The organism is Limnohabitans sp. Hippo4, assembly GCF_003063605.1.
GTDB lineage: Bacteria > Pseudomonadota > Gammaproteobacteria > Burkholderiales > Burkholderiaceae_C > Limnohabitans_A.
Genome location: NZ_NESE01000008.1, coordinates 19,363 through 45,612, shown reverse-complemented (window position 1 = coordinate 45,612; position 26,250 = coordinate 19,363). Strand labels below are relative to the sequence as shown.

Below are 26,250 nucleotides of genomic sequence, written 5' to 3'. Positions count from 1 at the left end.
CTTAGCGCCGAATACGTCGCCACACCGACACCCATTTTTTCAATGGGTGATAAAGATTGCGCAAACCTGGCGTTCTAAGCACCATTTGCTTAAGCCAAGAGGTGGGCACGCCAGCCACTTGGCTTTGCCTCGTCATCTCTTCCACAATTTGCTGAATTTCGGGCAGCGTCAATTCAAGCTTGAGCAAATCGTGTTTGGCCTTGGCCTTGGCGTAGAAATCATCTAGGACAGCTTGGCGCTGAATGGCCTTGTCCAATTGATCGGGCACACGGTACAAGGACGTCACTTTGGGAATGAGTTTGAAATCGTTTTTCAACGAATAGCGAACCCACAAATTCCAGTCTTCTAAATTTTCCAAATCTAAATCGAAGCCGCCATATTCTTCGTACAGTTTTCTTTGAAAGAGTACCGTTTGAATAGGAAAGTAATTGTGATGCCACAGCGTAGGTCTGCTAAATGGCTGACGGTGAATAAGGCTGTGCATGACGTTCTGGTACACCCAAGGTTCTTCGCTCTGCACATCCGTGCGCACTTCATAGCTGAGCGAATAAACCGCACCTAATTGAGGCTGCTTCAACCACTCCCCAACCAACACTTCTAAGTGATCGGCATAAAACAAATCATCGTCGTCTAAGAAACAGCACAGCTGGCCAGTAGATGCTTCTAGCGCTTTGTTACCCGCCACGCAGCGGCCAGATTTAGGAAGGGGCACATACACCACTTTGGTCAATTTGCCACTGCTGCGCAAGCCATCAAGCGCAGCTTTGGCGCTTTCTACACCTTGCCCACCATCTTCAACCACCACCAACTCGATGGGGCCACCTGCATGGGCATACGTTTGATTGACCACACTGGCCACGGCCTCTTTCAACTTACCGGCACGGCCCGGCATGGTGCGCATCAACACACTGACCATGGGTGCGCCTTGCACTGTTGCTTTGGCTTGCTCGATCGGTGATTGCACCGCGACGGGGAATTCGTAAAACGCGCCCTCGCGCGCCATTTCGTAATCCCACATCCGAAATGGAAACTTCTCTTGACTCTTGCGGCGTGTGTTTAAAAACTTGGGCGCTAATTTGATGAGCTTCAAGGTTTGAGACAGCAATTTGCGCCGCATGCCTGGAAACAAGGGCCGCAAAGCAAACAAGCCCGCAAACATGGCAAAACCTTGAAGGACCTCATGGCGACGGCCATATCGGCACCTCAGCAAGACATTGGCCAAGGTACTTCCCAAGAATTGTTGGGGCTTGATTTGTGCCGCTTCTTCGTATGTGAAATGCCATACGGTGGCATTGGGGACATAACGCAGGCTGTACCCATGGTCACGCAATCGGTATGACAACTCGACATCTTCACCATACAAAAACAGCAAGGGATCGTAACCCTTCACAGCCTTGAGGGCCTCTGTTTTAAAAAGCACGCACGCACTGGAGCACCAAGTGGTTTCGCCAGTAACAGGGTGATAGTCTTTGGGATGTTCGTAAGGTTTTTGGCGACACTCCCATGCGGCTACAGGCTTCTCACTTGAGGCTTGTGCCTTTTGAACATCTTGTTCGGCAGTGGCGAGGAGGGTGGTGAGCGTGTCGGCTTCAAACTCCAAATCGACATTGGTCACCCAAAAATATGGCGTGGTGCTTAAAGCCAAATTGAAATTGTGGCCTGCACCAAAGCCCACGTTAGGGCCTCGATTAAGGGCTACCGAAGCAAACTTAGAACTTAATTCCGCTTGCTTCTTTTCCAACCAAGCCCAGGTAGGGTCGGTGGAGCCATTGTCCAGCACGCTCAAGGCAATTTGCTTGCAGGGCAACTGTTGCTGGAACAAGCTGTGAAAAAAGGCATCTAGCCATTTTTCTGAGTTGTAAGTGACGATCGAGAGCGTGATGATGGGCACTGATCGGTGGGGTGTCTCTTGCATTGGCCGGGTCAATTTTAATTTCTTGAATTATCGGCGAAAGGGCTTGAGCTTTAAGGCCTGTTTCTCAACAAAATGCCACGAAGCCGCGGCCAGCGTCACTGTAAAGACCAAGGTGCAGATGAGATAGAGCAGTAAAGGCATTTGTGGCCAAAAAGACACTAAGCTTTGCTGAACCGGAAATGCATAGATGTAAATGCCATAAGAGTAATCCTTGTCGTGCCACCGACTTAGCCAGCTATGTCGGCTTAGGCCAAAGGCCAAGACCACAAAAGGCAAAACAAACCAAGATGCCAAAACAAAGAGTTGAATGTCACGACTTAGGCTTAACCACAAAACCACAGACAAAACAACATTGGACAAACTGAAGAAACGTTGTAATTTGAATTGGTAAAGGCAAGTACCCACCATGAAATAAACACCGCACAGAGGAATTTGTCGCAGGTCAGTGCGATAAACCACCCATGCTTCGCTGCTAGGCAAGGCCCACAAAGCAACCAGAATCATAAAGCTGAAGGTCACCAACCCCGTGAGCCAAGCGCCCCATTTTTGGTTTTGAAACCAAGTGCCGACAAAACCCAAGAATGCCAACAAAAAGTACATGAAAAATTCGACCGGCAGGCTCCACAAAGAGCCATTGACTGCATGGGGCAATTTGTTGTTCGCAAAAACACCAGGTAAGTGGTACGTCATGTACAGCGCTACATTGGTGAAATAGCCGCGCGTGTGTTCATTGCCCCAATAGGTGGCCATGTCGAGCGTGGTAAGCAGCGGGCCAAGAACCACCACACTGAGCACTGTGCACACCAACAGCCCCGGAAAAATACGCAGTGCTCGCTTGACCAAAAAACGAGGCACATTGGGATCTCGATGCCAACTTTGAGCCACCAAGTAGCCACTGATGGCAAAGAAAATGTAAACACCCAAAGGCCCCATGGGTGCCCACTGCAGAAACAGCGGCTCGGGCAAACCTAAAAATACAAAGGCGTGACCATAAAGAACCAAACATGCAGCAAACCAGCGTAGCGCAGTGAGGTTGTTGTGATGGTCTGTGCCAGACAATTGCACTGTCATGGCGTGTTGATCAATAAGCCCCATTGCGCCAGAACACCACTTTGACAGTTTTAAACAAAATGGCCAGGTCGTACCAAAGGGACCAGTTTTTGACATACCAAGCGTCTAGGTATACGCGCGTTTCATAATCAACGTCATTGCGACCACTCACTTGCCACAGGCCTGTCATGCCAGGCCTCACCATGAGGTAGTAGCTTTTTTCAATGCCATACTTTTGTAACTCTTCTTGCACGATGGGGCGGGGTCCGACCAAACTCATTTCGCTTTTGAGCACATTGAACAGTTGGGGCAACTCATCAAGGCTGGACCTTCTTAAAAAATCTCCCAGCTTGCTAATACGAGGATCCTCTTTAAGCTTGTGCTCTTTGTGCCATTGAGTTTGCAGTGTGGGGTTGCTTTGCAGAACTTGATGCAAGAGCTCTTCGGCATTGGGTACCATGGATCTAAATTTGTAACAATTAAATTTACGCCCATTTTTGCCAACACGTTGGTGCGAGAAAAACACGCTGCCACCTTCCAGTTTGAGTGCCAGTGCAATCACCAGCATGACGGGCGAGAGCAACACAATGAGCACCATCGCACTGAAGGTGTCAAACAAACGTTTGGTCAGGCGTGCAGGCCATCGGCGAAGGTTGTTGCGCACACGCAGCAAGGCAACTTCGTGCGAGAAAAAATGCGCAATGTCGGTGCCATACAAAGGCACACCACGCATGGCAGGAATGACACTGATGTCGGTAGCACCCCACTGTGTGAGCGTGCGCAACCAATGCTCGCGTTGATCTGACTGTGAATGCTCTAACGCAATGACCCATTGGATGCCGGGCTGATCAGCCAAGCTCGCAAGCTGCTGAAAGTTTTGCAAGGTACGGCCATTGAGTTGCAAGCAGGGGGGGGCTGCATCCACATCGACATAGCCAGCCACTTGAAAGCCCATTCGAGGTTCACTTTGCAAAGCAATGGCGGCTTCGAGGGCGTTTTCACCATGACCAATGATGATGGTGGGGCGAATCCACAAACCCATTTTGCGCAGAACCCATCTAGTCAGTACGCGCCCCCAGACAATGGCAACACAAGACAACATCCAAACCAGCAACCACCACAAGCGAGAAGCATTCCAACGCGTGGCTGCAATGAGGGTCATGTCCAGCACGGCCAGAATTCCGATTAGCCGCAAGATATCGCCTAACTCATCCCAAAATGGCTGGCGGTCGCTGTAGTGCTGAAAGCGCATCAGAAACAGCATGAGGCCCAAAAACACCAAACCCGTCCATGCGATGTATCGCTCGATATCCTGCGTTGAATACCAAATACCCATGTTTCGACTGGGATCGAAAGCCACATTGATGAGGGTGGCCAAAGCGAAAGCCAAAAGGAACGCCAATGCGTCACCCAACAAGATGGCAAATTTAGAAACGCGAACTTGAAACAGCGTCAGCGTTGGAATCATGAATTCTTCTGCCAAAAGACTTTATGCATGGCAAACTTTTGCACAAGAAAATAAGGCAAATATTTGTATGCACGACCCATTTTGTAACCCGCATATTTAGTGCAATTGATTGTGAGCAATTGCAAAAGGCCCAGCGCCCAATGGGGTTTGAAATCCTTCAGGGTTGAAGTTTCAATCGATTGGGATTGCATCAAGTAGCGCCACTGCGACATCAGTAGCCTCAAGCCCTCGCCTTCAGCTGCACCAAAGCGACCCAGTAGCCATTGGTTTTGCGCGTGAAACACACCTGTGTCAAACATACGTTGAAAATCTTGCCTACCGTTATAGTTATGAGAATGATAAACCCTTGCAGTCGCTTGATAGCAGATATGGCGACCTGCGATTAAAAATTGTGCGGCTACGTAGGTGTCCTCCCCCAAAGGCAGATGGTTGGGAAACCCCCCGATTTTTTGGAGATCTTGAAGGCGATAAGCAGCAAAAGAATTGGAAAGAAAGCATGTTTTGATGCCCAAGTTTGCTTTGTCTTCAAATTGAACCGTTCTTGAAATCGCTGGATAGTTGAATGTTCTTGAATGAGCTTCCAACCAAGTGGCTTCTTTTTTAGGCAATTGCCGACCAAAAGCCGCAGCTACCTCCGGGTTGTCAAAAGTACGAAGCAAGGCTTGCAATGAATCAGCAGATGCTAACAAGGCATCTTGTGTAAGGCACACCAAAAATTGAGGTGGAGGCACACTCAACTTGAGAGCTTGGTCTAGGGCCCATTGGCGTGTGCCTCCATGATTAAAGTCTTTGGCCAGGGTGTGAAACACAGTAAAACCTGCTTGCTGACTAAGTGCCAAAGAGCCATCTGTGGAGCCTGAGTCGACCACAACTACTTGCGCTGGCTTGTCATTTTGAGTTTGCAAGGCCTGCACCCACTGCGCCCAAGCCTCCAAGCCGGGGTTGTAAGTAGGAACAAGCACCCAAAAATTGGGCGCGCGCGCAGACAAGGGTGTGACCGTGGACACAGGATATGTAACGTCTTAGTAATTTATAATTTCAGATCATAAAACCTGTGATCCCATTGGACACCCGCATTGTCTAGCCGCCCCATCCCAACCCTTGCATTTGCATTCTTTGCGCTAACTTTAGCGCTGGCGCCAATGAGCACCAAATTAGGCGGACTTTCTTGGTTGCTGATGTGCTTCATGGGTTTTTGGGCATTTTTGCGGTCTGAGTATGCTGGGCAATCTAATGCGCAAAGGCAAAGCATCTCTTTCTACGGCAATTTATCGGCATCTAGCACTTCTGCCATAGAAGAAGCGGCAAGAATTTGGCTTTTTGCCTGCCTTGCTGCTGCTGCAATCAGAATCATACCCCACGCCTTTTGGCATGATGACTGGGACAGGCGCCACGCAGAGGTTCGCTTAGTTTTGGGCGCTATGAGCGCAGTTGCTTTGGTTAACTGGCCTCCTTTTTACCGGCCAAGCTCCTTTCAATTGAGAGCAATGGGTCACACATTGGCCATTGCCTGCTGGGCAGGACTTGGAATTACAGCTTTGTATGGGCGTGAGACTCCGGTTCATGCCATTGCATGGGCCGTCAGTTTGAGCTTTTTGGTGTGCTTGCTAGCACCCATGGTTTTGAATCCCGAAATATCGGTAGGACATCGTCGATTTTGGGCTTTCAGTGTGGCCATGGGCGCCATGGGCGTGGTCTTGAGCCAATCGCGCGGGGTGTACGGCCTGCTCATTTGGTTGGCATTAACGGGTTACGTGGCCGCCTCCAACCGCACTCTGCTTAAAAGAGCCACCTTGCAATCGCGCGCTTGGCTTGCTTTTGGTGTGGTGTTTGCGTGTTTCATCTGGCTGCTGTCTGCCCAACCAGCATGGCTCACGTCTGTGGTTCACCGCTTGTCTGAGGTGTGGGTTGAGGCCTCCCTGTCACAAAGTAACCCCGGTGAAGCGGCCAATACGTCTGTAGGTTCGCGCTTGTTCTTGTGGAGCAAAGCACTCGACGCCATTGAGGTGCAACCTTGGTTGGGCTATGGCAAAGAGAACAGCATTGCCATGATCAAGCAGTGGGGCCTTGAAATCAATTCTGCGCAGGTGCAAAAGTTGGGGCACTTGCACCATGAGTTTTTAGACGCGTGGGTCAGCCACGGCTTGATGGGCATTTTGAGTTTGTTGGTGCTGGCCACCGGCATGGGTTTGGTGGTGCGCAAGTTATGGGTGCCCCATCCGCGCGCGGCGCAAGGTATTTTGGGCATTTTGTTCATGCACCTTACTGCGGGCTTGTCGAATACCAACATGGTTCATAACTACTATGGCGCCATGTTGTCGCTCAGTATTTCACTGGCGTTGGTGATGGCGGCCAGTGAAGAGACGCCGCACTAAATTCGCCTCAACAAGCGCTGCACCTTGGCAGCACTTGTTGATCTTGCGCTTATCTGGCCAAAACCGCCTTCAAAGCCTTGCCCGTGTGGGTGCCCAAGCGCACCACTTCTTCAGGGCTGGCACTGGCCACCACTTGACCTCCGGCCTTGCCGCCATCGGGTCCCAGGTCAATGATCCAATCGGCTTCGGCAATCACATCCAAGTCGTGCTCAATCACCAACACGCTGTGACCCGCGTTCACCAAGCGGTGCAACACGTGAATCAGTTTATCGACGTCGGCCATGTGCAGGCCCACGGTGGGTTCGTCGAGCACGTACAAGGTGTGCGGCGCTTTGTTGCCGCGCTTGCCCACTTCGTCACGCACCTTGGTCAGTTCGGTCACCAACTTGATGCGCTGTGCTTCGCCGCCACTCAGGGTTGGACTCGGTTGTCCTAAGGTGAGGTAGCCTAAGCCAACGTCTTTGAGCAGTTGCAAAGGATGCGCAATGGACGGCATGGTTTCGAAGAAGCCTACCGCTTCATCCACTTCCATTTTGAGCACGTCGCCAATGCTTTTGCCGCGCCATGTGACGGCCAAGGTTTCGGGATTGAAGCGCGCACCATGGCAGGCTTCGCAGGGCACTTTCACGTCGGGCAAGAAACTCATCTCGATGGTTCTGAGGCCCTGGCCTTCGCAGGTGTGGCAACGCCCCTCGCCTGTGTTGAAGCTAAACCTTCCTGCTGCGTAGCCGCGGGCTTTGGCCTCTAAGGTTTCTGCAAAGAGTTTGCGGATGGTGTCCCAAAAACCGATGTAGGTGGCGGGGCAGCTGCGCGGTGTTTTGCCGATGGGGGTTTGGTCCACCTCCAACACGCGATCGATGGCTTCAAAGCCTTTGAGCTCGGTGCAGCCAGTGAGGGCTGGGAACTTGCCGGCCTCTTGTTCGTCTCTGCCTGCTTTTGTGCTGCGTTGACTCACGTGGGTTTGCACGTTGGCCAGCAATACGTCGCGTGCCAAGGTGGATTTGCCTGAACCGCTGACGCCAGTGACGGCGACCAATCGTTGTAATGGAATTTCCACGTTGACGTTTTGCAGGTTGTGCAAATTGGCGCCTTTGAGTTCCAGCCACTTGAGGGTGGTGATGGCTTCTTGTGGGGCGTTCAATGCTTTGGATGCTTCTGCGGCGGCCACTACGGCGGCTGCGGCTTGTGCCTTTTTAGAAATCTTTTTAGCAGCAGGTGCTTGAACTTTCTTTTCTGGTTGGATGGCGTTGGCCACCGCGTCAAACGCGGGCATCAATCGGCGAGTTTGCAGCGGGTGCTTCATGGCGTGCAGCAGGTATCTGCCTGTCTGCGAATCTTGGGCGTCGGTGATGTCTTTCACACTGCCCTGCGCCACCAACTTGCCACCGCGCTTACCTGCGCTAGGACCAATGTCGATGATGTGGTCGGCTCTTCTGATGGTGTCTTCGTCGTGCTCCACTACCACCAGCGTGTTGCCTTTGTCGCCTAGCTTGTGCAATGCGTTCAACAAGATTTGATTGTCACGTGCATGCAAACCGATGGTGGGTTCGTCCAGCACATAGCACACGCCTTGCAAGTTGCTGCCCAGTTGGGCGGCCAGTCGAATGCGCTGTGCTTCGCCGCCGCTGAGAGTGGGTGCGCCGCGGTCTAGCGTGAGATAGCCTAAGCCTACTTCTTCGAGGAACTCTAAGCGGCTTTCAATTTCCGGCAGCAGGTCGCGGGCGATGTCGTTTTCTCTTTGTGTCAACTCATTGGTTTTGGCCAAACTTTGCACCCATTTGCGCACGTCCGTCACGCTCATGCTGGCAATATCGGTGATGGGCAATTGCTGCGCTGTGAACTTCACATGGCGCGCAGTTTGATTCAGGCGCGTGCCTTCGCAGTGCGGACACACTTGCTCAATCAAGTCTTCAATTTCGGGCTCAGCAAAACTTTGCTCGCGGCCTTTTTGATCGTCGTCTCTGACGGAGTCGTCAAACACCTTGCGTTGGTCTTTGCTTAGCTTCACACCGGTGCCCACGCACTCTGGGCACCAACCGTGTTTGCTGTTGTAGCTGAACAAACGCGGATCGAGTTCGTTGTACGAGGTGCTGCATTCAGGGCAAGCTCTGAGTGTGGAGAACACATTCAGTTTGCCGATGTGGGCCGTGGCTTGGTTGGCTTCCATGGCGTCTTGCAGGCCATTCAAATCGCTCAACACATGGACCACGCCTTTGCCCAATTCCAAAGTTTTGGCGAGTGCCTCTCTGAGTTGTTTTTCTTGATCTGCACTGATTTTGAGGCTGGCAACTGGCAGCTCAATGGTGTGCTCTTTGAAACGGTCAATGCGTGGAAAATTTTGCGTGGGCAAGAAATTGCCATCGACGCGCAAATGCGTGTAGCCACGGGGGCGTGCCCATTCGGCCAGCTCGGTGTAGACGCCTTTGCGGTTCATCACCAACGGCGCCAGCAAACCAATGTGCTGGCCTTTGAAGTTTTTCATCAACTGCGCGGCAATGCTGTCGGGCGTTTGTGGGGCCACGGCGGCGTTGTCGTGAATGCAATGTTGAGTGCCTAGCTTGACGTAGAGCAGTCGCAGGAAATGCCACACCTCAGTAGTGGTGCCCACCGTACTCTTACGGCCACCGCGTGACAGTCGCTGTTCAATGGCCACCGTGGGCGGAATGCCGTACACCGCGTCCACCTCGGGACGGCCTGCGGGTTGCACGATGCTGCGCGCGTAGGCGTTCAAACTTTCTAGGTAACGGCGTTGACCTTCGTTGAACAGAATGTCAAAGGCTAATGTGGATTTGCCAGAGCCGCTGACACCGGTGATCACATTGAACTGACCACGCGGAATATTCACGCTGAGGTTTTTAAGATTGTGTTCTTTGGCGTTGACAATGCGGATGCTGTTGTCTTCTGCAGTTTGAACGCGTGCATTAGAACTCTTGCCCCCAAATTGACCGGCCAACTTGGCGGGTGATCGGGTTGCGCCGGGTAACGATTTCTTGTCAGAGTATGAGGCACCCGGCGTAACCCGGTCGCCCGCCAAGTTGGCAGCCTCGGCAACTTTCAGCACCCCTTCAAACTCCCCCATGGCCTCTGCATATTCACGTAAAGCCAATGCAGTGTGCGACGTAGCATGGTTGCGCACATCTTCTGGCATGCCTTCCGCCACCACATAGCCCCCTGCGTCACCACCCTCGGGGCCGAGGTCAATCAGCCAATCACTGGCGCGGATCACATCCAAATTGTGCTCAATCACAATCAGCGAATGACCGCCTTCTAGCAACTTGCGCAGTGCGCGCATCAGCTTGGCGATGTCGTCGAAGTGCAAGCCTGTGGTCGGCTCATCGAACAAGAACAAGGTGCCCTTCTTGGCAATCGACTGCTTGCTGGAAGTGGCAGTTTTGGCAGCACCTGCCAAGAACCCAGCCAACTTCAAACGCTGCGCCTCGCCGCCCGACAAGGTGGGCACGGGTTGGCCCAGCTTCACGTATTCAAGACCCACATCCACGATGGGTTGCAAGGCGCGAATCACATCGCGGTCTTGCGCAAACAAGGCGGCCGCTTCACTCACTGTGAGGTCCAGCACATCGGCCACATTCAAGTGACGTGCGCGCAAATCACCAATGGCTTGACGCTCAATGGTGATTTCCAAAATTTCGGGGCGATAACGTTTGCCATCGCAATCGGGGCAACGCAAATACACGTCGCTCAAGAATTGCATTTCCACGTGTTCAAAGCCCGAACCGCCGCAAGTGGGGCATCGGCCATCGCCACTGTTGAAACTGAACTTAGACGCCGTGTAGCCGCGCTGCTTCGACAAAGGTGCGACCGCAAAAATTTCGCGCAGTGCATCCCATGCGCCCACATAACTCACGGGGTTGGAGCGTGCTGTTTTCCCGATGGGTGATTGATCGACAAACACCACATCGCTTAAATGATCGGCACCCAACAAGCGGTCGTGCGCGCCCGGTGCATCGGTGCTCTTGCCAAAGTGTCTTAAGAGAGCGGGCGCTAAGACGTCTTGAATCAAACTGGATTTACCTGAGCCGCTCACACCTGTCACACACACCAAACGCTGGAGCGGAAAATCAATCGAAACGTTTTTGAGGTTGTGCTCACGGGCGCCTTCCAAAATGAGGCGCGGCGTGTTGTCGGTGACCAAGCGTTTGAAGCCCATGCCCACTTGTTTGCGGCCGCCCAAGTAGGCGCCCGTCAGGGTGTCGGCATTGCGCAAGTCGGCGGTGCTGCCGTCAAACACAATCTGACCGCCCTTCTCGCCAGGGCCCGGACCCATGTCGATCATGCGGTCTGCGGCCAGCATCACGGCGGGGTCGTGTTCGACCACCACCAGTGTGTTGCCTGCATCTCTAAGGCGGTGCATGGCTTGCGTAATGCGATTCATGTCGCGCGGGTGCAAGCCGATGCTAGGCTCGTCCAACACAAACAGCGTGTTGACGAGTGATGTGCCTAGTGCGGTCGTGAGGTTGATGCGCTGCACTTCACCGCCGCTGAGTGTGCGGCTTTGGCGGTCCAACGTGAGATAGCCAATGCCCACATCGCACAAGTACTTCAATCGATTGGTAATTTCTTCCAACAACAATTTGAGCGCTTGCGCTTCGCCGTCTTGGCTGTTTTCTTGAATGGCCGTGGCCGACATGCGATCGAAAAAGTTGCGCAGCTTGTCGATGGGCATGATCATGAGGTCATGCAAACTGAGGCCAGGCAAGGCTTCGAGTTGTTGGCGTGTCCACTTCACGCCTTTGGGCAAGAAACGTTTTTCTTTGGGCAAGGTGGCATCGGCATCTTCTGCACTGCCAATGCGCCACAACAGACTGTCTGTTTTAAGGCGTGCGCCGCCGCATGAACCGCATTCGGTGTAACTGCGGTATTTGGACAAGAGCACGCGGATGTGCATCTTGTAGGCTTTGCTTTCCAGATAAGCAAAGAAGCGGTGCACGCCGTACCACTGCTGATTCCATTTGCCGTTCCAGTTGGGCGAGCCTTCGATCACCCACTTTTGTTGCTCTGCCGTGAGCTTGAACCATGGCGTGTCGCGCGGAATGCCAGCAGCTTCTGCATGGCGCATGAGGTCGTCTTGCGCTTCTTTCCATGCAGGTGTTTGAATCGTTTTGATCGCACCCGCTCTGAGCGTGAGCTTGTCATTCGGAATGACCAGCCCCAAGTCCACACCAATTACGCGCCCAAAACCACGGCAAGTTTCGCAAGCCCCCACGGCCGAGTTGAACGAAAACATCGAAGGCAGTGGTTCGGGATAACGCAAGTCACTCTCGGGGCAATGCAGGCCCGCAGAGAAACGCCACATGCTGGAGGAATTGGGGTCGGATCCAAATAAATTGGGGTCAGAGCCAGATTTCCTTTGGAAATCAGGATCCGACCCCAATTTATTTGGCTCTGACCCCAATTGAGCACCGTCCCCAATCACATAAACATTCAAGCGCCCACCCCGCTTCAGCGCCACCTCAATGGCTTCCACCACCCGAGCCTTCTCAGCACCGCCCAACCTGAACCTGTCGGCCACCACATCCAGCACCTTGCGGGGCCCGGTAGGCGTTGCGACTTCCCGTTCAGCTTGCACCTTGGTAAATCCACTCGCCGACAACCACTGCTCAACTTGCTCCGCCGTGGTGTTGCCAGGTAACTCAACAGGAAACGTCAAAACCAATCGAGGATCACCTGCAGCTTCGGCCCTTTTAACCAACTCGGCATAAATCGACTCAGGCGTATCGTGTTTCACAGGCCGCGCTGTGTCCCGATCATGCAAATGCCCCAAGCGAGCGAACAACAACTTCAAGTGATCGTTCAACTCCGTCATCGTGCCCACCGTGGAGCGCGAACTTCTAACCGGATTGGTTTGGTCGATGGCAATGGCCGGTGGCACCCCTTCCACCTTGTCCACCGCCGGCTTGTCCATGCGGTCTAGAAACTGCCGCGCATAGGCGCTGAAAGTCTCCACATAGCGCCGCTGACCTTCGGCATACAGCGTGTCAAACACCAAACTCGATTTGCCCGACCCGCTGGGCCCAGTGACCACGGTCAGCTCTCCCGTGCGGATGTCCAAATCAATGTTTTTGAGGTTGTGCTGACGAGCACCGCGAATCTTGATAAAACCGTTGGACATAAGGGCAAGCTTTGTGGGTGGAGGCCCAACATTCTAGGCTTGCATCATTCATTTAATTGGGGTCAGATCACAATTAAATGGGTCCGAGTGAGGCTATCTCGGTCAAAACAAATGGGGTCAGATCAACATTAAATTAATGTTGATCTGACCCCAATTGATTGATGGGCCAAGGCCCCTGCGCAGTTACTTGCTGGCAGGTGCAGGCGCAGTTGGTGCTGCAGCAGGCGCTGCGGGCGCTTCTGCTGGGGCGGCTGCTGCGGGTGCAGGTGCGTGAACAGCTTCAGAACCGTGCTTTTCACCAGTCATGTCGACGCTGTCGCCACCTTTAGAAATAACAAACAAAGCGAGGCCAGCGAAGATGGCAAAGCCAACAGCAATTTTCCACATAAGTTTTCTCCAATCAATATCGTTGTTCAGGGTGAGCGCACATTTTTAAATGGGGTCAGATCAACATTAATTTTGTCAATTGAAGTGGGGGAAGTCCCAAGGGGGATGAACGATTTCTGGTACCCCAGATGAGGAAGCCCCCTTGGGACTTCCCCCGCTTCGATTAAAAATTAATGTTGATCTGACCCCATTTAAAAAGCCGCCCCAATTAAAAAGCCCTCCACGGAGGGAGGGCTTGAATGTAGCACCGAGAAGGTCTCGGAAAGCTTACAAATTAGTCGTTGGCATAGATGTCAACGTCTTTGGTTTCCTTGATGAACAAGCCACCAATCACAACCGTAGCAGCCGCGATGACGATGGGGTACCAGAGACCGTTGTACATGTCACCTGTTTGCGCCACGATCGCGAAAGCGGTTGTAGGCAACAAACCACCGAACCAACCGTTACCGATGTGGTAGGGCAAGGACATGGACGTGTAACGAATGCGTGTTGGGAACATCTCTACCAACATGGCAGCGATAGGACCGTACACCATGGTCACCAAAATCACCAAGTAAGTCAGGATCATGATCACTTTGACTTTGTCAAACTTGGCCATGTCTGCCTTAGGTGGGTAACCCGCAGCCTTCAAAGCAGCGCCCAAGTTAGAAGCCAACAGCGTAGAGCCGGCTGTTTTCTCGTTGCTCAAATCTTTGACAGACTTGTTGGCAGCTTCCAAAGCTTTGGCATCTTGAGGTTGTGCCGCTGTGAGTTCAGCCACCTTGGCTTCGGCTTTGGCCTTGGCTTCAGCGATGTCTTCAGGTGTGTACTTCACTTTCACCAAAGTTTCGCCCACCTTGATGGTAGCGGGTGTACCGGCAGGTGCCACTTCGTTGGCGTAGCTCACAGAAGCACTGGCCAAACGTTGCTTGGCAATGTCGCAAGACGACGTGAACTTCTTGGTACCTGTGGGGTTGAACTGGAACGAGCACTCGGCTGGATCTGCAGTCACCACCACTTGTGATTTAGCTTGTGCAGCGGCCAAGTCGGGGTTGGCTGCAGCGGTCAAGGCTTTGAACACTGGGAAGTAAGTGACAGCGGCCAACAAGCAACCTGCCAAGATGATGGGCTTGCGGCCAATCTTGTCAGACAAGCTACCGAACACCAGGAAGAATGGTGTGCCAATGATCAGAGAGATCGCCACCATGATGTTGGCGGTCGCGCCGTCCACCTTCAAGGCTTGTGTCAAGAAGAACAAAGCGTAGAACTGGCCAGAGTACCAAACCACGGCTTGACCGGCTGTGAGGCCCACCAATGCCAAGATCACGATCTTCAAGTTTTTCCACTCACCGAAAGATTCGGTCAGAGGTGCTTTAGAAGTTTTGCCTTCTGCTTTCATTTTGGCGAAAGCAGGTGACTCGTTCATGCTCAAACGGATGTAGACCGAGACGGCCAACAACAGAATGGAAACAATGAACGGAATGCGCCAGCCCCACTCGGCAAAGGCGTCTTCACCCGTGTAGGTGCGCACACCCAAAATCACCATCAAGGACAAGAACAAGCCCAATGTGGCCGTGGTCTGAATCCATGAGGTGTAAGCACCGCGCTTGCCCATGGGTGCGTGCTCGGCCACGTAAGTGGCAGCACCACCGTACTCACCACCCAAAGCCAAACCTTGCAACAAGCGCAAGCAGATCAGGATGACGGGAGCAGCCACGCCAATGCTGGCGTAGTTAGGCAAGATACCCACGATGAACGTGGACAAGCCCATGATCAAGATGGTCACCAAGAAGGTGTACTTGCGACCAATCATGTCGCCCAAGCGGCCAAAGAAGATGGCGCCGAAAGGACGGACGATGAAACCAGCCGCGAAAGCCAGCAACGCGAAAATGAAAGCAGAGCCTTCATCCAAGCCGCTGAAGAACTGTTTCGCAATGATTGCTGCGAGTGAACCGTACAAGTAAAAGTCGTACCACTCGAAAACGGTGCCGAGTGACGAAGCGAAGATGACCTTCTTTTCTTCGTCTGACATCGGACGTGGATCTGTTGTAGCCATAGTAGCTGCCTCCAAAAAATAGCCTTCGACACGAAGGCTTGGGCGCGATTCTTGGGGGAAGCTCTGACCATCCTCTGACACCAAACCAACGGTGGCTGACAGTTTGGGGTGAAACCCTTTGTTTTTATTTCACATCATGGGATTGGATAGAAATCAAAGGGTAACTACTAGGTGCTATTTACGAAGCAAAAGCAGAACTTGCTTGGCTAGCTACGACAAGTGCATGCGAAGATTGCCACATGGAAACAAGCCATTTGACTGCAGAAGCATTTGCAAAACGTGTCGCGCGACTGCGTTGGTGCTTATTGTGCCTGTGGGCCAGCGTCACGTTTTGCGTGGCATTTTTTGCACGCGATTTGAACTTTGTGATGTTCGATCGGCCAGTGGGATTTTGGATGGCCGCGCAAGGCTCGGTGCTGGTGTTCTTGGCGATCACCTGGGTGTATGCGCTGCTGGTCAATCACTGGGAACGGCAAGTGGCCACGCCCGCTGCCTCAAAGCAAAGCGACTGAAGACTTATTTCTTCTCTGGCGCACGGCGAATGCCTACCGGCAGCTGCGACACATCACGCCACTCTGAACTTTGAAACCACGAGTCGCCCTCGAGGTAAGCGCGCAACATGGGCAATGCATCTTGCCCCCAGAAAACTTGCCCATCGACCACCATGCTGGGCACACCAAACAAGCCGAGTGCAATGGCGCTCTCAGTTTGCTGCTGCAACATGCGCTTCACATCGTCAGATTGCGGATCTTTGGCCACACCTTGCAGCGAGGCCTGCGACAGCAAATGCGTTTGCAAGGTGGCCAATCGCTCAGCATCGGTGGCTTCCAAACCTTCACACCACACATGTTTGAAAATACTTTCAACGACATAACGATTGGGCTGGCCGTTTGAGGAAGTGGCCACCGCCAAACGCAGAAGTGCCAAAGGATTGAACGGGTGTGACGCAGGCATTTTCAAAACAGTGCCTTGTTGCTTGGCCAGCCACATCACTTGGCGATAGGTCCAATCGCGCTTGCCTGGCATTTCTGCAGGACCCAATTGACCGTGGTGCTTCAGCAAGGCGCCAAACAACACAGGGTGATAGTGCACGCGGTGGCTGATGCCTTCGAGTGTTTTGGGTAAAGCCTGAAAGGCCAGCCAGGCATAGGGCGAAATGAAATCAAAATAGAAATGAATTTCTTTCACGACGCCATACCTCGCAATTTGTCGGCACAGCGCACTTGAATGTGTTGCCAGACGCCGCGCTGCTGAGCGCTGGGCATTTGGCCCCATGCAGCAATTTCATCGAGGGTGCGCAAGCATCCTTCGCACATGCCCGTCGTGGGATGAACGACACAGATCGACACGCAAGGCGAAGGCACGTGCACCGCGTCTGAATTCAAGACTTGGTCTGCACGGATCTGCAATCGGGTCAACTGGCTCATGGTGCTGAGGATAGGGGCTTGCGAAAAACCCTGCTTAGCCTAATCGTTTGTTCAAGATGGCCGTGGCCACACGCGAGCCTGACTTGCGCTGCAAGAAATCACTGATGAAAGCTCCAGCATCGACCAACTTGTCGAGGTCAATGCCCGTGTCGATGCCCATGCCGTGCAGCATGTAGACCACATCTTCGGTGGCCACATTGCCGGTAGCGCCTTTGGCATAGGGGCAACCACCCAAGCCAGCCACCGAGGTGTCAAACTGCCAGACACCCAACTCCAAACTGGCCAAAGTGTTGGACAGGGCCTGGCCATACGTGTCATGAAAATGGCCCGACACATCGTTCACATCGTAATGTTGCAGTGTGGCCTCCATGGCCGCTTTCACTTTGAGCGGCGTGCCCACACCAATGGTGTCGGCCACACCCACATGTTGCACGCCAATGCTTTTCATCAACTGCGCCAAACGGCCCACCTGTGACGGTGCAACCTCGCCTTCGTAGGGACAACCCACCACGCAGGACATGGCGCCGCGTACATAAATGCCAGCTGCGCGCGCAGCTTGCACCACAGGCGCAAAACGTTGGATGCTTTCTTCAATGCTGCAGTTGATGTTCTTTTGGCTGAAGGCTTCGCTGGCGGCCGCAAACACCACGATCTCATCGGGCTTGCTGTGGACCGCGGCTTGATAGCCTTGCATGTTGGGGGTGAGCACTGAATAGCGAACACCTGCTTGCCGTTGAATGCCGGCCATTACTTCCGCGTTATCGGCCATTTGGGGCACCCACTTGGGACTGACAAAGCTGGTGACTTCAATTTCTTTCAGCCCCGCTGCTTGCAAGCGATGAACCAATTCAATTTTGACGGCCGCTGGCACCGCTTGCTTTTCGTTTTGCAAACCATCGCGGGGGCCTACATCGACCAATTTAACGCGTGAAGGAAGTGTCATAGATGTTCTCTGTTAATAGCCACGGACTTTGTCGACGCGGCCTTCAATGGCTTGACCTGCATACACCGCTTTGATCTTGCCAGCGATTTGCGCAATGCTTTCTTCGCGCAGCGTACGCGCTGAGGTGTGAGGGGTGACCGTGATTTGAGGATGCGTCCAGAAAGCGTGAGCTTGCGGCAAGGGCTCTTCGCGAAACACATCCAAGGTGGCGCCAGCCATGTGGCCATTGGCCAATGCATCCAACAAATCTTGCTCGACCAAATGACGCCCACGCGCCACATTGATGAGGTATGCGCCTTTTTGCAATTGCATCAAGTGCTCACGGTTCAAGATGTTTTCAGTCTCGGGTGTGAGAGGCAACAAGTTGACCAAGACACGCGTGGCTTTTAAAAATTCAGGCAATTGCGTGGCACCGGAAAAGCTATTGACGCCTTCAATGTGTTTGGGCGAACGGCTCCACACATTCACTGGAAACTCAAAGGCCTGCAAAGTATTGGCCACATGACTGCCCAACACGCCCGCACCCAAAATGCCCACCGAAAAATCGGCACGCAATGTTGGCTTGCGATAGGACCAACGCTGCGCCTGCGCATCTTTGTCGTAATGGTCAAACTCGCGGAAGTAGCGAATGACGGCATGGCACACGTACTCGGCCATTTGCACCGACATGCCTGCGTCGTTCAATCGCACAATGTTGAGGCTGGCAGGCATCTTGAGTTTCAACAAGGCATCGACACCGGCGCCAATGTTGAACAAGTTTTGCAACTGCGTTTGTTCATCCAAGAAACTTTGCGGGGGTGACCACACCACGGCATGGTCGGCCAACTTGGGGGCTTCACCCGGCTGAGCCGCTTGCCACTCCCAAATGTCAACGCCCGGCAAGGCCTGACGAAAACCTTCTAGCCACGGCTCTGCTTTGGTGTTGGTGCAGCAAAAAACAATTTTCATGGCAAACGCAAGAGTGATTGGAAAGCTTGAGTTTACGCAAGCTTGAGCAACTCTGCTCCCTCGGCAATTTGATCGCCTGGGGCGTAGAGCAGCTCCGTCACTTCACCGTCCTTGGGCGCCGCAATGGTGTGCTCCATTTTCATGGCCTCCATCACCGCCAATGTTTGACCAGCCTTCACTTTGTCACCCGCCTTCACCGCAAAGGACACCACCTTGCCCGGCATGGGCGCGGTTAAGCCACCCTTTTCATCTTGCGCGCCTTCGGCATGGGCCAAGGGGTTGATGAGGCGAATGCGGGTGGCGCCATGCGCAGTGAACACATGTGCCAACTCGGCTGGCAGACCGGGCTTGCCCGCTTGCAACACCACTTCACTGGTGACGCGCTGGCCTTGCCACGTGACGTTCAATGCATTGGACGCGTGATGACCCGCAGACTGAACGGCCGTGAAAGAAAATTCATCGTGCGCACCTTTGGCGCCAGGGCCTGCCGCATCGCCCCAGGTCAATTGCATCTGGCCATCGTGGCCATACAGCAACCAAGCTGTGTGGGTTTCGCCTGCAAACTCCAAGGGGAAGCGACGGCTGGTTTCAGCATGACTTTGCCACGCATCGCTTTTGCTGAACGGATCATGACCTTGCTTTGACTGTTCTTGATGCAAGGTGTGCGCCACCACAGAGGCGGCAGCCACGTTCATGCCCACGCGTTCTTGGTTGAACAACACGTCCGCTTCGCGCGGAATGAGCGCAGTGTCCAAACGCGCTTCTGCAAACGATGGGCTGTGCACCACATGACGCAGAAATTGCACATTGCTTGCCAAGCCAACCACTTGTGTTTGCGCCAAGGATTGATCGAGCAAAGCCAAAGCTTGCTCGCGCGTGTCGCCGTGCACAATGAGCTTGGCCACCATCGAGTCGTAATACGGGCTGATGGTGTCGCCTTGACGCACGCCATCGTCGAAACGCACGGTGCCGCGTTCAAAGGCCGTGTGCGCTGGCTTTTTGTAAACCTGCAAATGGCCTGTGGCAGGCAAGAAATTGTTGTCGGGGTTTTCAGCGCAAATGCGCGCCTCAATGGCATGACCCGTGAGTTTGATTTGCGCTTGCTTGAGTGGCAAAGGCTCGCCACTGGCCACGCGCAACTGCCACTCCACCAAATCCAAACCTGTCACGGCTTCGGTCACAGGATGCTCCACTTGCAAGCGGGTGTTCATCTCCATGAAGAAGAAGTTCATGTCGACTTGGCCAGTGGCTTGGTTGTCGCGCTGTTCCACGATGAATTCAACAGTGCCTGCGCCCACATAGTTCACAGCTCGTGCAGCGGCCACAGCCGCTTCGCCCATCTGCTTGCGCAGTGCTTCGGTCATGCCAGGTGCAGGCGCTTCTTCCAGCACTTTTTGGTGGCGACGCTGCACAGAACAATCGCGCTCCATGAGGTAGACGCAGTTGCCTTGCGTGTCGCCAAACACTTGAATTTCGATGTGACGTGGACGCTGTACATACTTTTCAATCAACACCGCTTGATCGCCAAAACTGTTTTGCGCTTCGCGTTGGCAAGAGGCCAAAGCCTCGGCAAAGTCTTCTGACTTTTCAACAGCGCGCATGCCTTTGCCACCACCGCCGGCACTGGCTTTGATCAAGACAGGGTAGCCAATGCGATCGGCTTCGCGCTTGAGTAACTCTGGGTTTTGATCGGCACCGTGATAACCGGGCACCAAAGGCACGCCAGCTTTTTCCATCAGTTGTTTGGACTCGGCTTTCAGGCCCATGGCTTGGATGGCGGATGCAGGGGGGCCAATGAAGACCAAGCCCGCTTTGGCGCAGGCTTCCGCAAAGGCTTCGTTCTCGCTCAAGAAACCGTAGCCGGGGTGAATGGCTTGGGCACCCGTGGCCTTGGCCGCTTCAATGATGGCCTCCCAACGCAAGTAGCTGTCTTTGGGTGCGGCGCCGCCCACATGAATGGCTTCGTCACATGCGGCCACGTGCTTGGCGTTGGCGTCTGCATCGGAATACACCGCCACGGTTTGAATGCCCATGCGTTGAGCAGTGGCCGCCACTCGGCATGCAATTTCGCCGCGATTGGCAATGAGGATTTTTTTGAACATGGTAAGCCTGATGTCTGATCTTTGAATTCTTGTAATGTGTTCAGTGCTTTGGCACTTTAGGACTGCGTCCAACTTGCAGGACGTTTTTGCAAGAACGACGCCAAACCCTCTTTGCCCTCATCGCTGGCACGGATGTCGGCAATGCGCCTGGCTGTCTCTGCGCGCAGTGTTTCGTCAATCACGCGATCGGTCACGTCTTGCACCAAGCGCTTGCAGGCGCGCAATGCCTGCGGGCCATTGCCGCACAAGGTGTTGACGATCTCGGCCACTTTGGCGTCCAAAGATTCGGGCGTGCAAAGCTCGTGCACCATGCCCATGGCGTGTGCTTGTGTAGCAGAAAATCTTTCGGCCGTTACCATGTAGCGCTTGGCTGCTTGCGCGCCCATGGCACGCACCACATACGGACTGATGGTGCCTGGCAACAAACCCAAACGCGCTTCCGACAAACAGAAGGTGACGTTGTCGGAGGCAATCAGCACATCGCAGACCGAGGCCAAGCCCATGCCACCTGCGTAGCAATCGCCTTGCAAGCGGCCTACGATGGGCACCGGACATTGGTCCAAGGTCCACAGCATGTCGGCCAACTTTTGGGCGTCGGCTCGGTTTTCTTCCCAGCTGTAGCCCGACATTGCGCGCATCCAATTGAGGTCGGCGCCTGCGCAAAAGGCCTTGCCATGCGCACCCAGCACAATGGCGCGCAAATCATTGTCTTTAGACAAGGTTTGAAATGCTTCCGTGAGTTCAGCAATGACGTTATCGTTGAAAGCATTGCGCACATCGGGTCGGTTCAGCCACACCTCGGCCACCCACTTGGAAGGGCGTCGGATGTCCAGTGTTTTTTCTGCGGTGCTCATCGGCTCACTTTCTGTTGTTCTTTGGCGTTTAGACGTGTTCAGTAGCGCTTGGCCACTTCGTCGAGCATCACTTCAGTGGCGCCGCCACCAATGCCCAAAATGCGCGAATCGCGCCACAAACGTTCGATGGCCGTTTCGCGGATGTAGCCCATGCCACCATGGAACTGTTGGCAGGTTTGCACCACTTCGTTCACCAGTTCGCCGGTGAGTGCTTTGAGCATGGACACTTCTTGCACAATGTCTTTGTCTTGTGTGACGCTCCACGCGCAGTGGTACATGAACTGTCTAGCGGCGCGGGTTTTGGCATCCAACATGGCCAAGCGTTGACGAATCACTTGCTTGTCCCACAAGGTGCCACCAAAAGCAGGGCGTTGGCGCACATAGTCCAAGGTGAGTTCCAACGCACGGGTGCAATGACCAATGGCCATGGCGCCCAAGGCAATGCGCTCGGTCTGGAAATTTTTCATGACCGAATAAAAACCTTTGTTCTCTTCGCCCAACAAGTGATGATCTGGAATGCGCACGTTGTCTAGCACCAGCTCAGCCGTGTCAGACGACAACCAACCTGTTTTGTTCAACGCGCGGCCCACACTGAAACCCGGCGTTCCTTTTTCTACGATGAACATCGACATGGCATGTCGCGCGTCGCCGGTTTTAGCGGCGATGAAATACAAATCGGCATGCACGCCGTTGGTGATGAACATCTTGGTGCCGTTGAGTACCCAATGGTCGCCATCGCGTTTGGCCGTGGTGCGAATGCCTGCCACGTCAGAGCCTGCGCCAGGTTCGGACACACCCACCGCCGTGATGCACTCGCCCGACGTAATGCGGGGCATGTACTTGGCTTTTTGCGCCGCCGTGCCTGCGTGGTGCAAGTGGGGGCTGGCCATGTCGGTGTGAACCAACACGGTAATGATGAAACCGGCAAACGTGGATTGAGACAAGGCTTCGGCAAACACCAAGTTCGCCATGGCATCGGCACCGCCGCCGCCCAGCTCGGGGTCGTACATCAAGCCGAGCAAGCCTGCGTCACCCATCTTGCGCAACACTTCGCGCGGCACCTTGCCGTCGTCCTCCCATGCTTGCGCAAAAGGCTCGACTTCGCGCGCAATGAACTTGGCCACTTGATCGCGCAGCAGGGTGTGCTCGGGCGTGGTGTAAATGTTGTCAAAGGTGTAGGTCATGGTGTTCTTTCTTAAACATCACATGCGGAAAATGCCGAACTTCGTGTCTTCAATGGGGGCGTTCAAGGACGCCGACAAACCGAGTGCCAGCACACGGCGTGTGTCGGCCGGATCAATCACGCCGTCGTCCCACAAACGCGCACTGGCGTAATAAGGGTGCGACTGATGGCCGAATTGGTCCAAGATGGGTTGCTTGAAAGCCGCTTCATCTTCGGCACTCCAAGCGCCGCCGCGCGCTTCAATGCCATCGCGCTTGACGGTGGCCAACACGCCGGCGGCTTGCTCGCCGCCCATCACGCAAATGCGCGCGTTGGGCCACATCCACAAGAAGCGGGGACCAAAGGCGCGACCACACATGCCGTAGTTGCCTGCGCCAAAACTGCCACCAATGATGATGGTGAACTTGGGCACCTTGGCGGTGGCTACGGCGGTGACCATCTTGGCGCCATTGCGTGCAATGCCTTCGCTTTCGTATTTGCGGCCCACCATGAAGCCGGTGATGTTTTGCAAAAACACCAATGGCACTTTGCGTTGGCAGCACAGTTCAATGAAATGCGCGCCTTTGAGTGCTGACTCTGAAAACAAAATACCGTTGTTGGCAATGATGCCCACAGGGATGCCTTCGATGTGCGCAAAGCCGCACACCAAGGTGGGGCCAAAGCGTGCTTTGAATTCGGCAAATTCGCTGCCGTCCACAATGCGTGCAATGATTTCACGCACGTCGTAGGGCTTGCGACTGTCGGCGGGAATGACGCCGTAAATTTCTTTACTCTCGTACAAAGGCGCCACGGGTTCGCGCAGTTGCATGTCGATGTTTTTCTTCCTGTTCAGGGAACCCACAGCTTGGCGTGCCAAGGCCAAGGCATGCGCGTCGTTTTGCGCCAAATGATCGGCCACGCCTGAGAGGCGTGTGTGCACATCGCCGCCGCCCAAGTCTTCGGCACTGACCACTTCGCCCGTAGCTGCTTTGACCAAGGGTGGGCCCCCCAAAAAGATGGTGCCTTGATTTTTAACAATGATGGTTTCGTCGCTCATGGCGGGCACATACGCACCGCCTGCCGTACAACTGCCCATGACCACCGCAATTTGCGGAATGCCCAAGGCGCTCATGTTGGCTTGGTTGTAGAAGATTCGGCCAAAGTGTTCGCGATCGGGGAAAACATCGTCTTGGTTGGGCAAGTTGGCACCGCCCGAGTCGACCAAGTAAATGCAGGGTAAGTTGTTTTGCTGCGCTATTTCTTGGGCGCGCAAATGCTTCTTGACCGTCATGGGGTAGTAGGTGCCGCCCTTCACGGTTGCGTCGTTGCAGACAATCAGGCAGTCCACGCCATTGACGCGGCCAATGCCTGCAATCATGCCGGCGCAAGGCGCGTCCTCGGTGCCGTCTTTGATGAGGTACATGGCGTGCGCGGCCAAGGGGGCAATCTCTAAGAAGGGCGTGCCAGGGTCGAGCAACATTTGCACGCGTTCACGCGGAGGCAGCTTGCCACGTGCCACGTGCTTGGCGCGAGCTTTCTCGCCACCGCCGGCCGCAGACTTTTTCAATTGAACGCGAAGGTCGTCAACGGCAGCTTGCAGGGCTGCAGCATTGGCCAAGAAATCCGCTGAGCGGGTGTTGAGCTGGGTTTGAAGCACCGACATGTTTGAAATCTCCTGATGCGCAAGGATAGACCGCACCCATGCCAAGTGGGAAACTCAGAGGTTGCAAATTGCGCCAAAAATGACGCAGAATAGGTCATGCGTCCCAGCCCCGCCAAAAGACCCCCAGTAGCAGCCACGCCCATGGCCTTTGTTCAGGCTATTTTGCGCGCCTATGCCGCTCAAAACAAAAGCCCCTCCAAGGCCCTTGAGTTTGCACAAATTACGCCATCGCAGGCCAAAAAATCCAACGCCCACATCACCGCCCTGCAAATGGAGCGCATCTCCAGCTTCGCCATGCACGAGCTCGATGACGAGGTCTTGGGCTGCCTTAGCCGCCAGTTGCCATGGGGCACTTACGGCATGCTGGTGCGCGCCTCCCTCACCTCACCCACGTTGGGCGTAGCGCTCAAGCGTTGGTGCCGGCATCACGGCCTGGTGACCGACGACATTGAACTCTCGGTAGAAGAATTGGATGGCAAAGCGCACATTCGCTTAAGAGAGCTCAAGGATTTGGGTGCGCAACGCGAATTTGGCGTGCTGTCCATTCTTCGCAATTTGTATGGCGTGGCCTGCTGGCTGATTGACTCTCGCATCACTCTCGAGCAAGTGCAGTTTGCTTTTGAAGCGCCAGCACACCAAGCGGTGTACCCCTTGATGTTTCAAGGGCCTGTGCAATTTGGCTACACTGAAGCCTCTGCGAGTGACCACGCGGTGTCAGAGTTGGTGATGAATGCCAGCTACTTGGAACTGCCGCTTCGCAGGGATGAAGCCGCCTTGCAGCGCATGTTGGAAACCGCGCTGACGCTCACGGTCTTGCAATACCGCAAAGACCGCCTGCTGCTCACACAAGTTAAACAAGCCTTGGCCATGCACCCACAAGACACACACAGCGCAGAAGACTTGGCGCCGCTGTTGAATTTGTCGCCACGCAGCCTGCACCGCCAGCTGAAGGAAGAAGGCACCAGCCTGCAAGTCTTGAAAGATGAAGTGCGACGCGAACGCGCCATTGAATTGCTACAAAGAACTCGCAAGCCCGTGAAGCAGGTGGCCGAAAGCGCCGGCTTTCAAAATGAAAAAAGCTTTATCCGCGCGTTCAAGCAATGGACCGGTCAAACACCTGCCGCTTTTCGGGATGCGCGCCACAGGTCTGGCAAAGCGCCCATGTGAGGGAACAGCTGGGTGGCGCCCGCTTCCAACAGAACGGGGGCCAGCGCCTCATCGGCACAGAGCGCCCACACGGTGGCACCGGCCGCTACCCCTGCTTCAATGCCTGCAGTGCTGTCTTCAATCACCAAGCAATGTTTCGGGTCACATTCCAAATGGGCCGCTGCTGCCAAGTAAACATCGGGCGCTGGCTTGGTTCGCGCCATTTCATGGCCGCTGAAAATACGGCCTTCAAAATGCGGCATCAAGTCGACGTGCGTCAGTTGCATTTCAACTTTGTAGCGGTCTGCGCCTGAGGCGCAGGCAATGGCGCCTTGCGTCAATTCGTAGGCCGCCGACACCGCATCGTGCGCTCCCGGCATCACTTGCAGACCGGCTTGAAGCGCATCGTTGCGGCGCATCCTGAAAGCGTGCAGCCATTCCTCGGTCAGCGGCAAACCTGTTCGGGCTTCAATTTCTGCCTTGTGATCTTTGACGGCTTTGCCAACAAAGTAACGAAAACATTCTTCGGGCGACATCACCCAGCCTCGCTCTTCCAGCATGTCACGCAACACGGCGTTGGTGATGGGCTCGCTGTCGACCAGCACGCCATCGCAATCAAAGAGTACGGCTTGAAAATTCATGCGC

The 26,250-nt window shown here is 54.2% G+C and carries 19 protein-coding genes; 3 read left to right on the top strand and 16 right to left on the bottom strand.

Going from position 1 to position 26,250, the window contains the following annotated elements; genetic code table 11:
- Position 1 precedes the first annotated feature (1 nt).
- From B9Z46_RS14555 to B9Z46_RS14540, 4 genes are read right to left on the bottom strand one after another with little or no spacing between them, the layout of a single operon-like run.
- Positions 2 to 1,915: a glycosyltransferase family 2 protein gene (locus tag B9Z46_RS14555; RefSeq protein WP_108257311.1), complete on the bottom strand. Its 1,914-nt coding sequence runs from the start codon at positions 1,913 to 1,915 to the stop codon at positions 2 to 4.
- Positions 1,916 to 1,942: 27 nt separating this feature from the next.
- A complete protein-coding gene (locus B9Z46_RS14550; protein ID WP_158268448.1) occupies positions 1,943 to 2,986 on the bottom strand; it encodes an acyltransferase in 1,044 nt (347 codons plus the stop codon).
- 10 nt (positions 2,987 to 2,996) lie between these two features.
- Entirely contained in the window at positions 2,997 to 4,433 is a 1,437-nt protein-coding gene (gene wbaP, locus B9Z46_RS14545) for an undecaprenyl-phosphate galactose phosphotransferase WbaP (protein ID WP_108257327.1), read from the bottom strand.
- The gene (locus B9Z46_RS14540) at positions 4,430 to 5,395 is read right to left on the bottom strand and encodes a glycosyltransferase family 2 protein (RefSeq protein WP_255416940.1); all 966 of its coding nucleotides are present in this window, start codon (positions 5,393 to 5,395) and stop codon (positions 4,430 to 4,432) included. The genes wbaP and B9Z46_RS14540 overlap by 4 nt, the downstream gene beginning before the upstream one ends.
- A gap of 525 nt (positions 5,396 to 5,920) precedes the next feature.
- On the opposite strand from B9Z46_RS14540, the gene B9Z46_RS14535 reads away from it, so the two are divergent.
- Positions 5,921 to 6,808: an O-antigen ligase gene (locus B9Z46_RS14535; protein WP_158268447.1), complete on the top strand. Its 888-nt coding sequence runs from the start codon at positions 5,921 to 5,923 to the stop codon at positions 6,806 to 6,808.
- A gap of 49 nt (positions 6,809 to 6,857) precedes the next feature.
- Here B9Z46_RS14535 and uvrA read toward each other — a convergent pair whose 3' ends face one another.
- The 3 genes from uvrA to B9Z46_RS14520 all read right to left on the bottom strand — a co-directional run bounded on the left by uvrA (position 6,858) and on the right by B9Z46_RS14520 (position 15,360).
- Positions 6,858 to 12,938: an excinuclease ABC subunit UvrA gene (gene uvrA, locus B9Z46_RS14530; protein ID WP_108257307.1), complete on the bottom strand. Its 6,081-nt coding sequence runs from the start codon at positions 12,936 to 12,938 to the stop codon at positions 6,858 to 6,860.
- A 183-nt stretch (positions 12,939 to 13,121) separates the two neighbouring features.
- Positions 13,122 to 13,325: a hypothetical protein gene (locus B9Z46_RS14525; protein ID WP_108257306.1), complete on the bottom strand. Its 204-nt coding sequence runs from the start codon at positions 13,323 to 13,325 to the stop codon at positions 13,122 to 13,124.
- Positions 13,326 to 13,599: 274 nt separating this feature from the next.
- The gene (locus tag B9Z46_RS14520) at positions 13,600 to 15,360 is read right to left on the bottom strand and encodes an MFS transporter (RefSeq protein ID WP_108257305.1); all 1,761 of its coding nucleotides are present in this window, start codon (positions 15,358 to 15,360) and stop codon (positions 13,600 to 13,602) included.
- 239 nt (positions 15,361 to 15,599) lie between these two features.
- On the opposite strand from B9Z46_RS14520, the gene B9Z46_RS14515 reads away from it, so the two are divergent.
- Positions 15,600 to 15,872: a DUF4212 domain-containing protein gene (locus B9Z46_RS14515; RefSeq protein WP_055359194.1), complete on the top strand. Its 273-nt coding sequence runs from the start codon at positions 15,600 to 15,602 to the stop codon at positions 15,870 to 15,872.
- Positions 15,873 to 15,876: 4 nt separating this feature from the next.
- On the opposite strand, the gene B9Z46_RS14510 is transcribed toward B9Z46_RS14515, so the two are convergent.
- From B9Z46_RS14510 to B9Z46_RS14475, 8 genes are read right to left on the bottom strand one after another with little or no spacing between them, the layout of a single operon-like run.
- On the bottom strand, positions 15,877 to 16,548 hold the full coding sequence (locus tag B9Z46_RS14510; protein ID WP_055359195.1) for a 2-hydroxychromene-2-carboxylate isomerase: 672 nt from the start codon (positions 16,546 to 16,548) through the stop codon (positions 15,877 to 15,879).
- On the bottom strand, positions 16,545 to 16,787 hold the full coding sequence (locus tag B9Z46_RS14505; RefSeq protein ID WP_108257304.1) for a DUF1289 domain-containing protein: 243 nt from the start codon (positions 16,785 to 16,787) through the stop codon (positions 16,545 to 16,547). The genes B9Z46_RS14510 and B9Z46_RS14505 overlap by 4 nt, the downstream gene beginning before the upstream one ends.
- Positions 16,788 to 16,821: 34 nt before the next feature.
- On the bottom strand, positions 16,822 to 17,730 hold the full coding sequence (locus B9Z46_RS14500) for a hydroxymethylglutaryl-CoA lyase (RefSeq protein WP_108257303.1): 909 nt from the start codon (positions 17,728 to 17,730) through the stop codon (positions 16,822 to 16,824).
- A gap of 12 nt (positions 17,731 to 17,742) precedes the next feature.
- Positions 17,743 to 18,678: a glyoxylate/hydroxypyruvate reductase A gene (locus B9Z46_RS14495; protein WP_108257302.1), complete on the bottom strand. Its 936-nt coding sequence runs from the start codon at positions 18,676 to 18,678 to the stop codon at positions 17,743 to 17,745.
- A gap of 32 nt (positions 18,679 to 18,710) precedes the next feature.
- Positions 18,711 to 20,780, bottom strand: a complete 2,070-nt coding sequence (locus B9Z46_RS14490; protein ID WP_108257301.1) for an acetyl/propionyl/methylcrotonyl-CoA carboxylase subunit alpha — start codon at positions 20,778 to 20,780, stop codon at positions 18,711 to 18,713.
- Between the two features lie 56 nt (positions 20,781 to 20,836).
- Positions 20,837 to 21,634, bottom strand: a complete 798-nt coding sequence (locus tag B9Z46_RS14485; RefSeq protein ID WP_108257300.1) for an enoyl-CoA hydratase/isomerase family protein — start codon at positions 21,632 to 21,634, stop codon at positions 20,837 to 20,839.
- A 38-nt stretch (positions 21,635 to 21,672) separates the two neighbouring features.
- Complete coding sequence (locus B9Z46_RS14480) at positions 21,673 to 22,818, bottom strand: acyl-CoA dehydrogenase family protein (protein WP_055359200.1); 1,146 nt, start codon at positions 22,816 to 22,818, stop codon at positions 21,673 to 21,675.
- A gap of 18 nt (positions 22,819 to 22,836) precedes the next feature.
- Positions 22,837 to 24,459, bottom strand: coding sequence for a carboxyl transferase domain-containing protein (locus B9Z46_RS14475; protein WP_108257299.1), 1,623 nt, complete (start codon positions 24,457 to 24,459; stop codon positions 22,837 to 22,839).
- A 96-nt stretch (positions 24,460 to 24,555) separates the two neighbouring features.
- On the opposite strand from B9Z46_RS14475, the gene B9Z46_RS14470 reads away from it, so the two are divergent.
- The gene (locus B9Z46_RS14470) at positions 24,556 to 25,626 is read left to right on the top strand and encodes an AraC family transcriptional regulator (RefSeq protein ID WP_233246032.1); all 1,071 of its coding nucleotides are present in this window, start codon (positions 24,556 to 24,558) and stop codon (positions 25,624 to 25,626) included.
- Here the strand turns inward: B9Z46_RS14470 and B9Z46_RS14465 are convergent.
- Complete coding sequence (locus tag B9Z46_RS14465; protein ID WP_108257298.1) at positions 25,569 to 26,246, bottom strand: HAD family phosphatase; 678 nt, start codon at positions 26,244 to 26,246, stop codon at positions 25,569 to 25,571. The two genes, B9Z46_RS14470 and B9Z46_RS14465, sit on opposite strands and share 58 nt — an antisense overlap.
- Between the last annotated feature and the right edge of the window lie 4 nt (positions 26,247 to 26,250).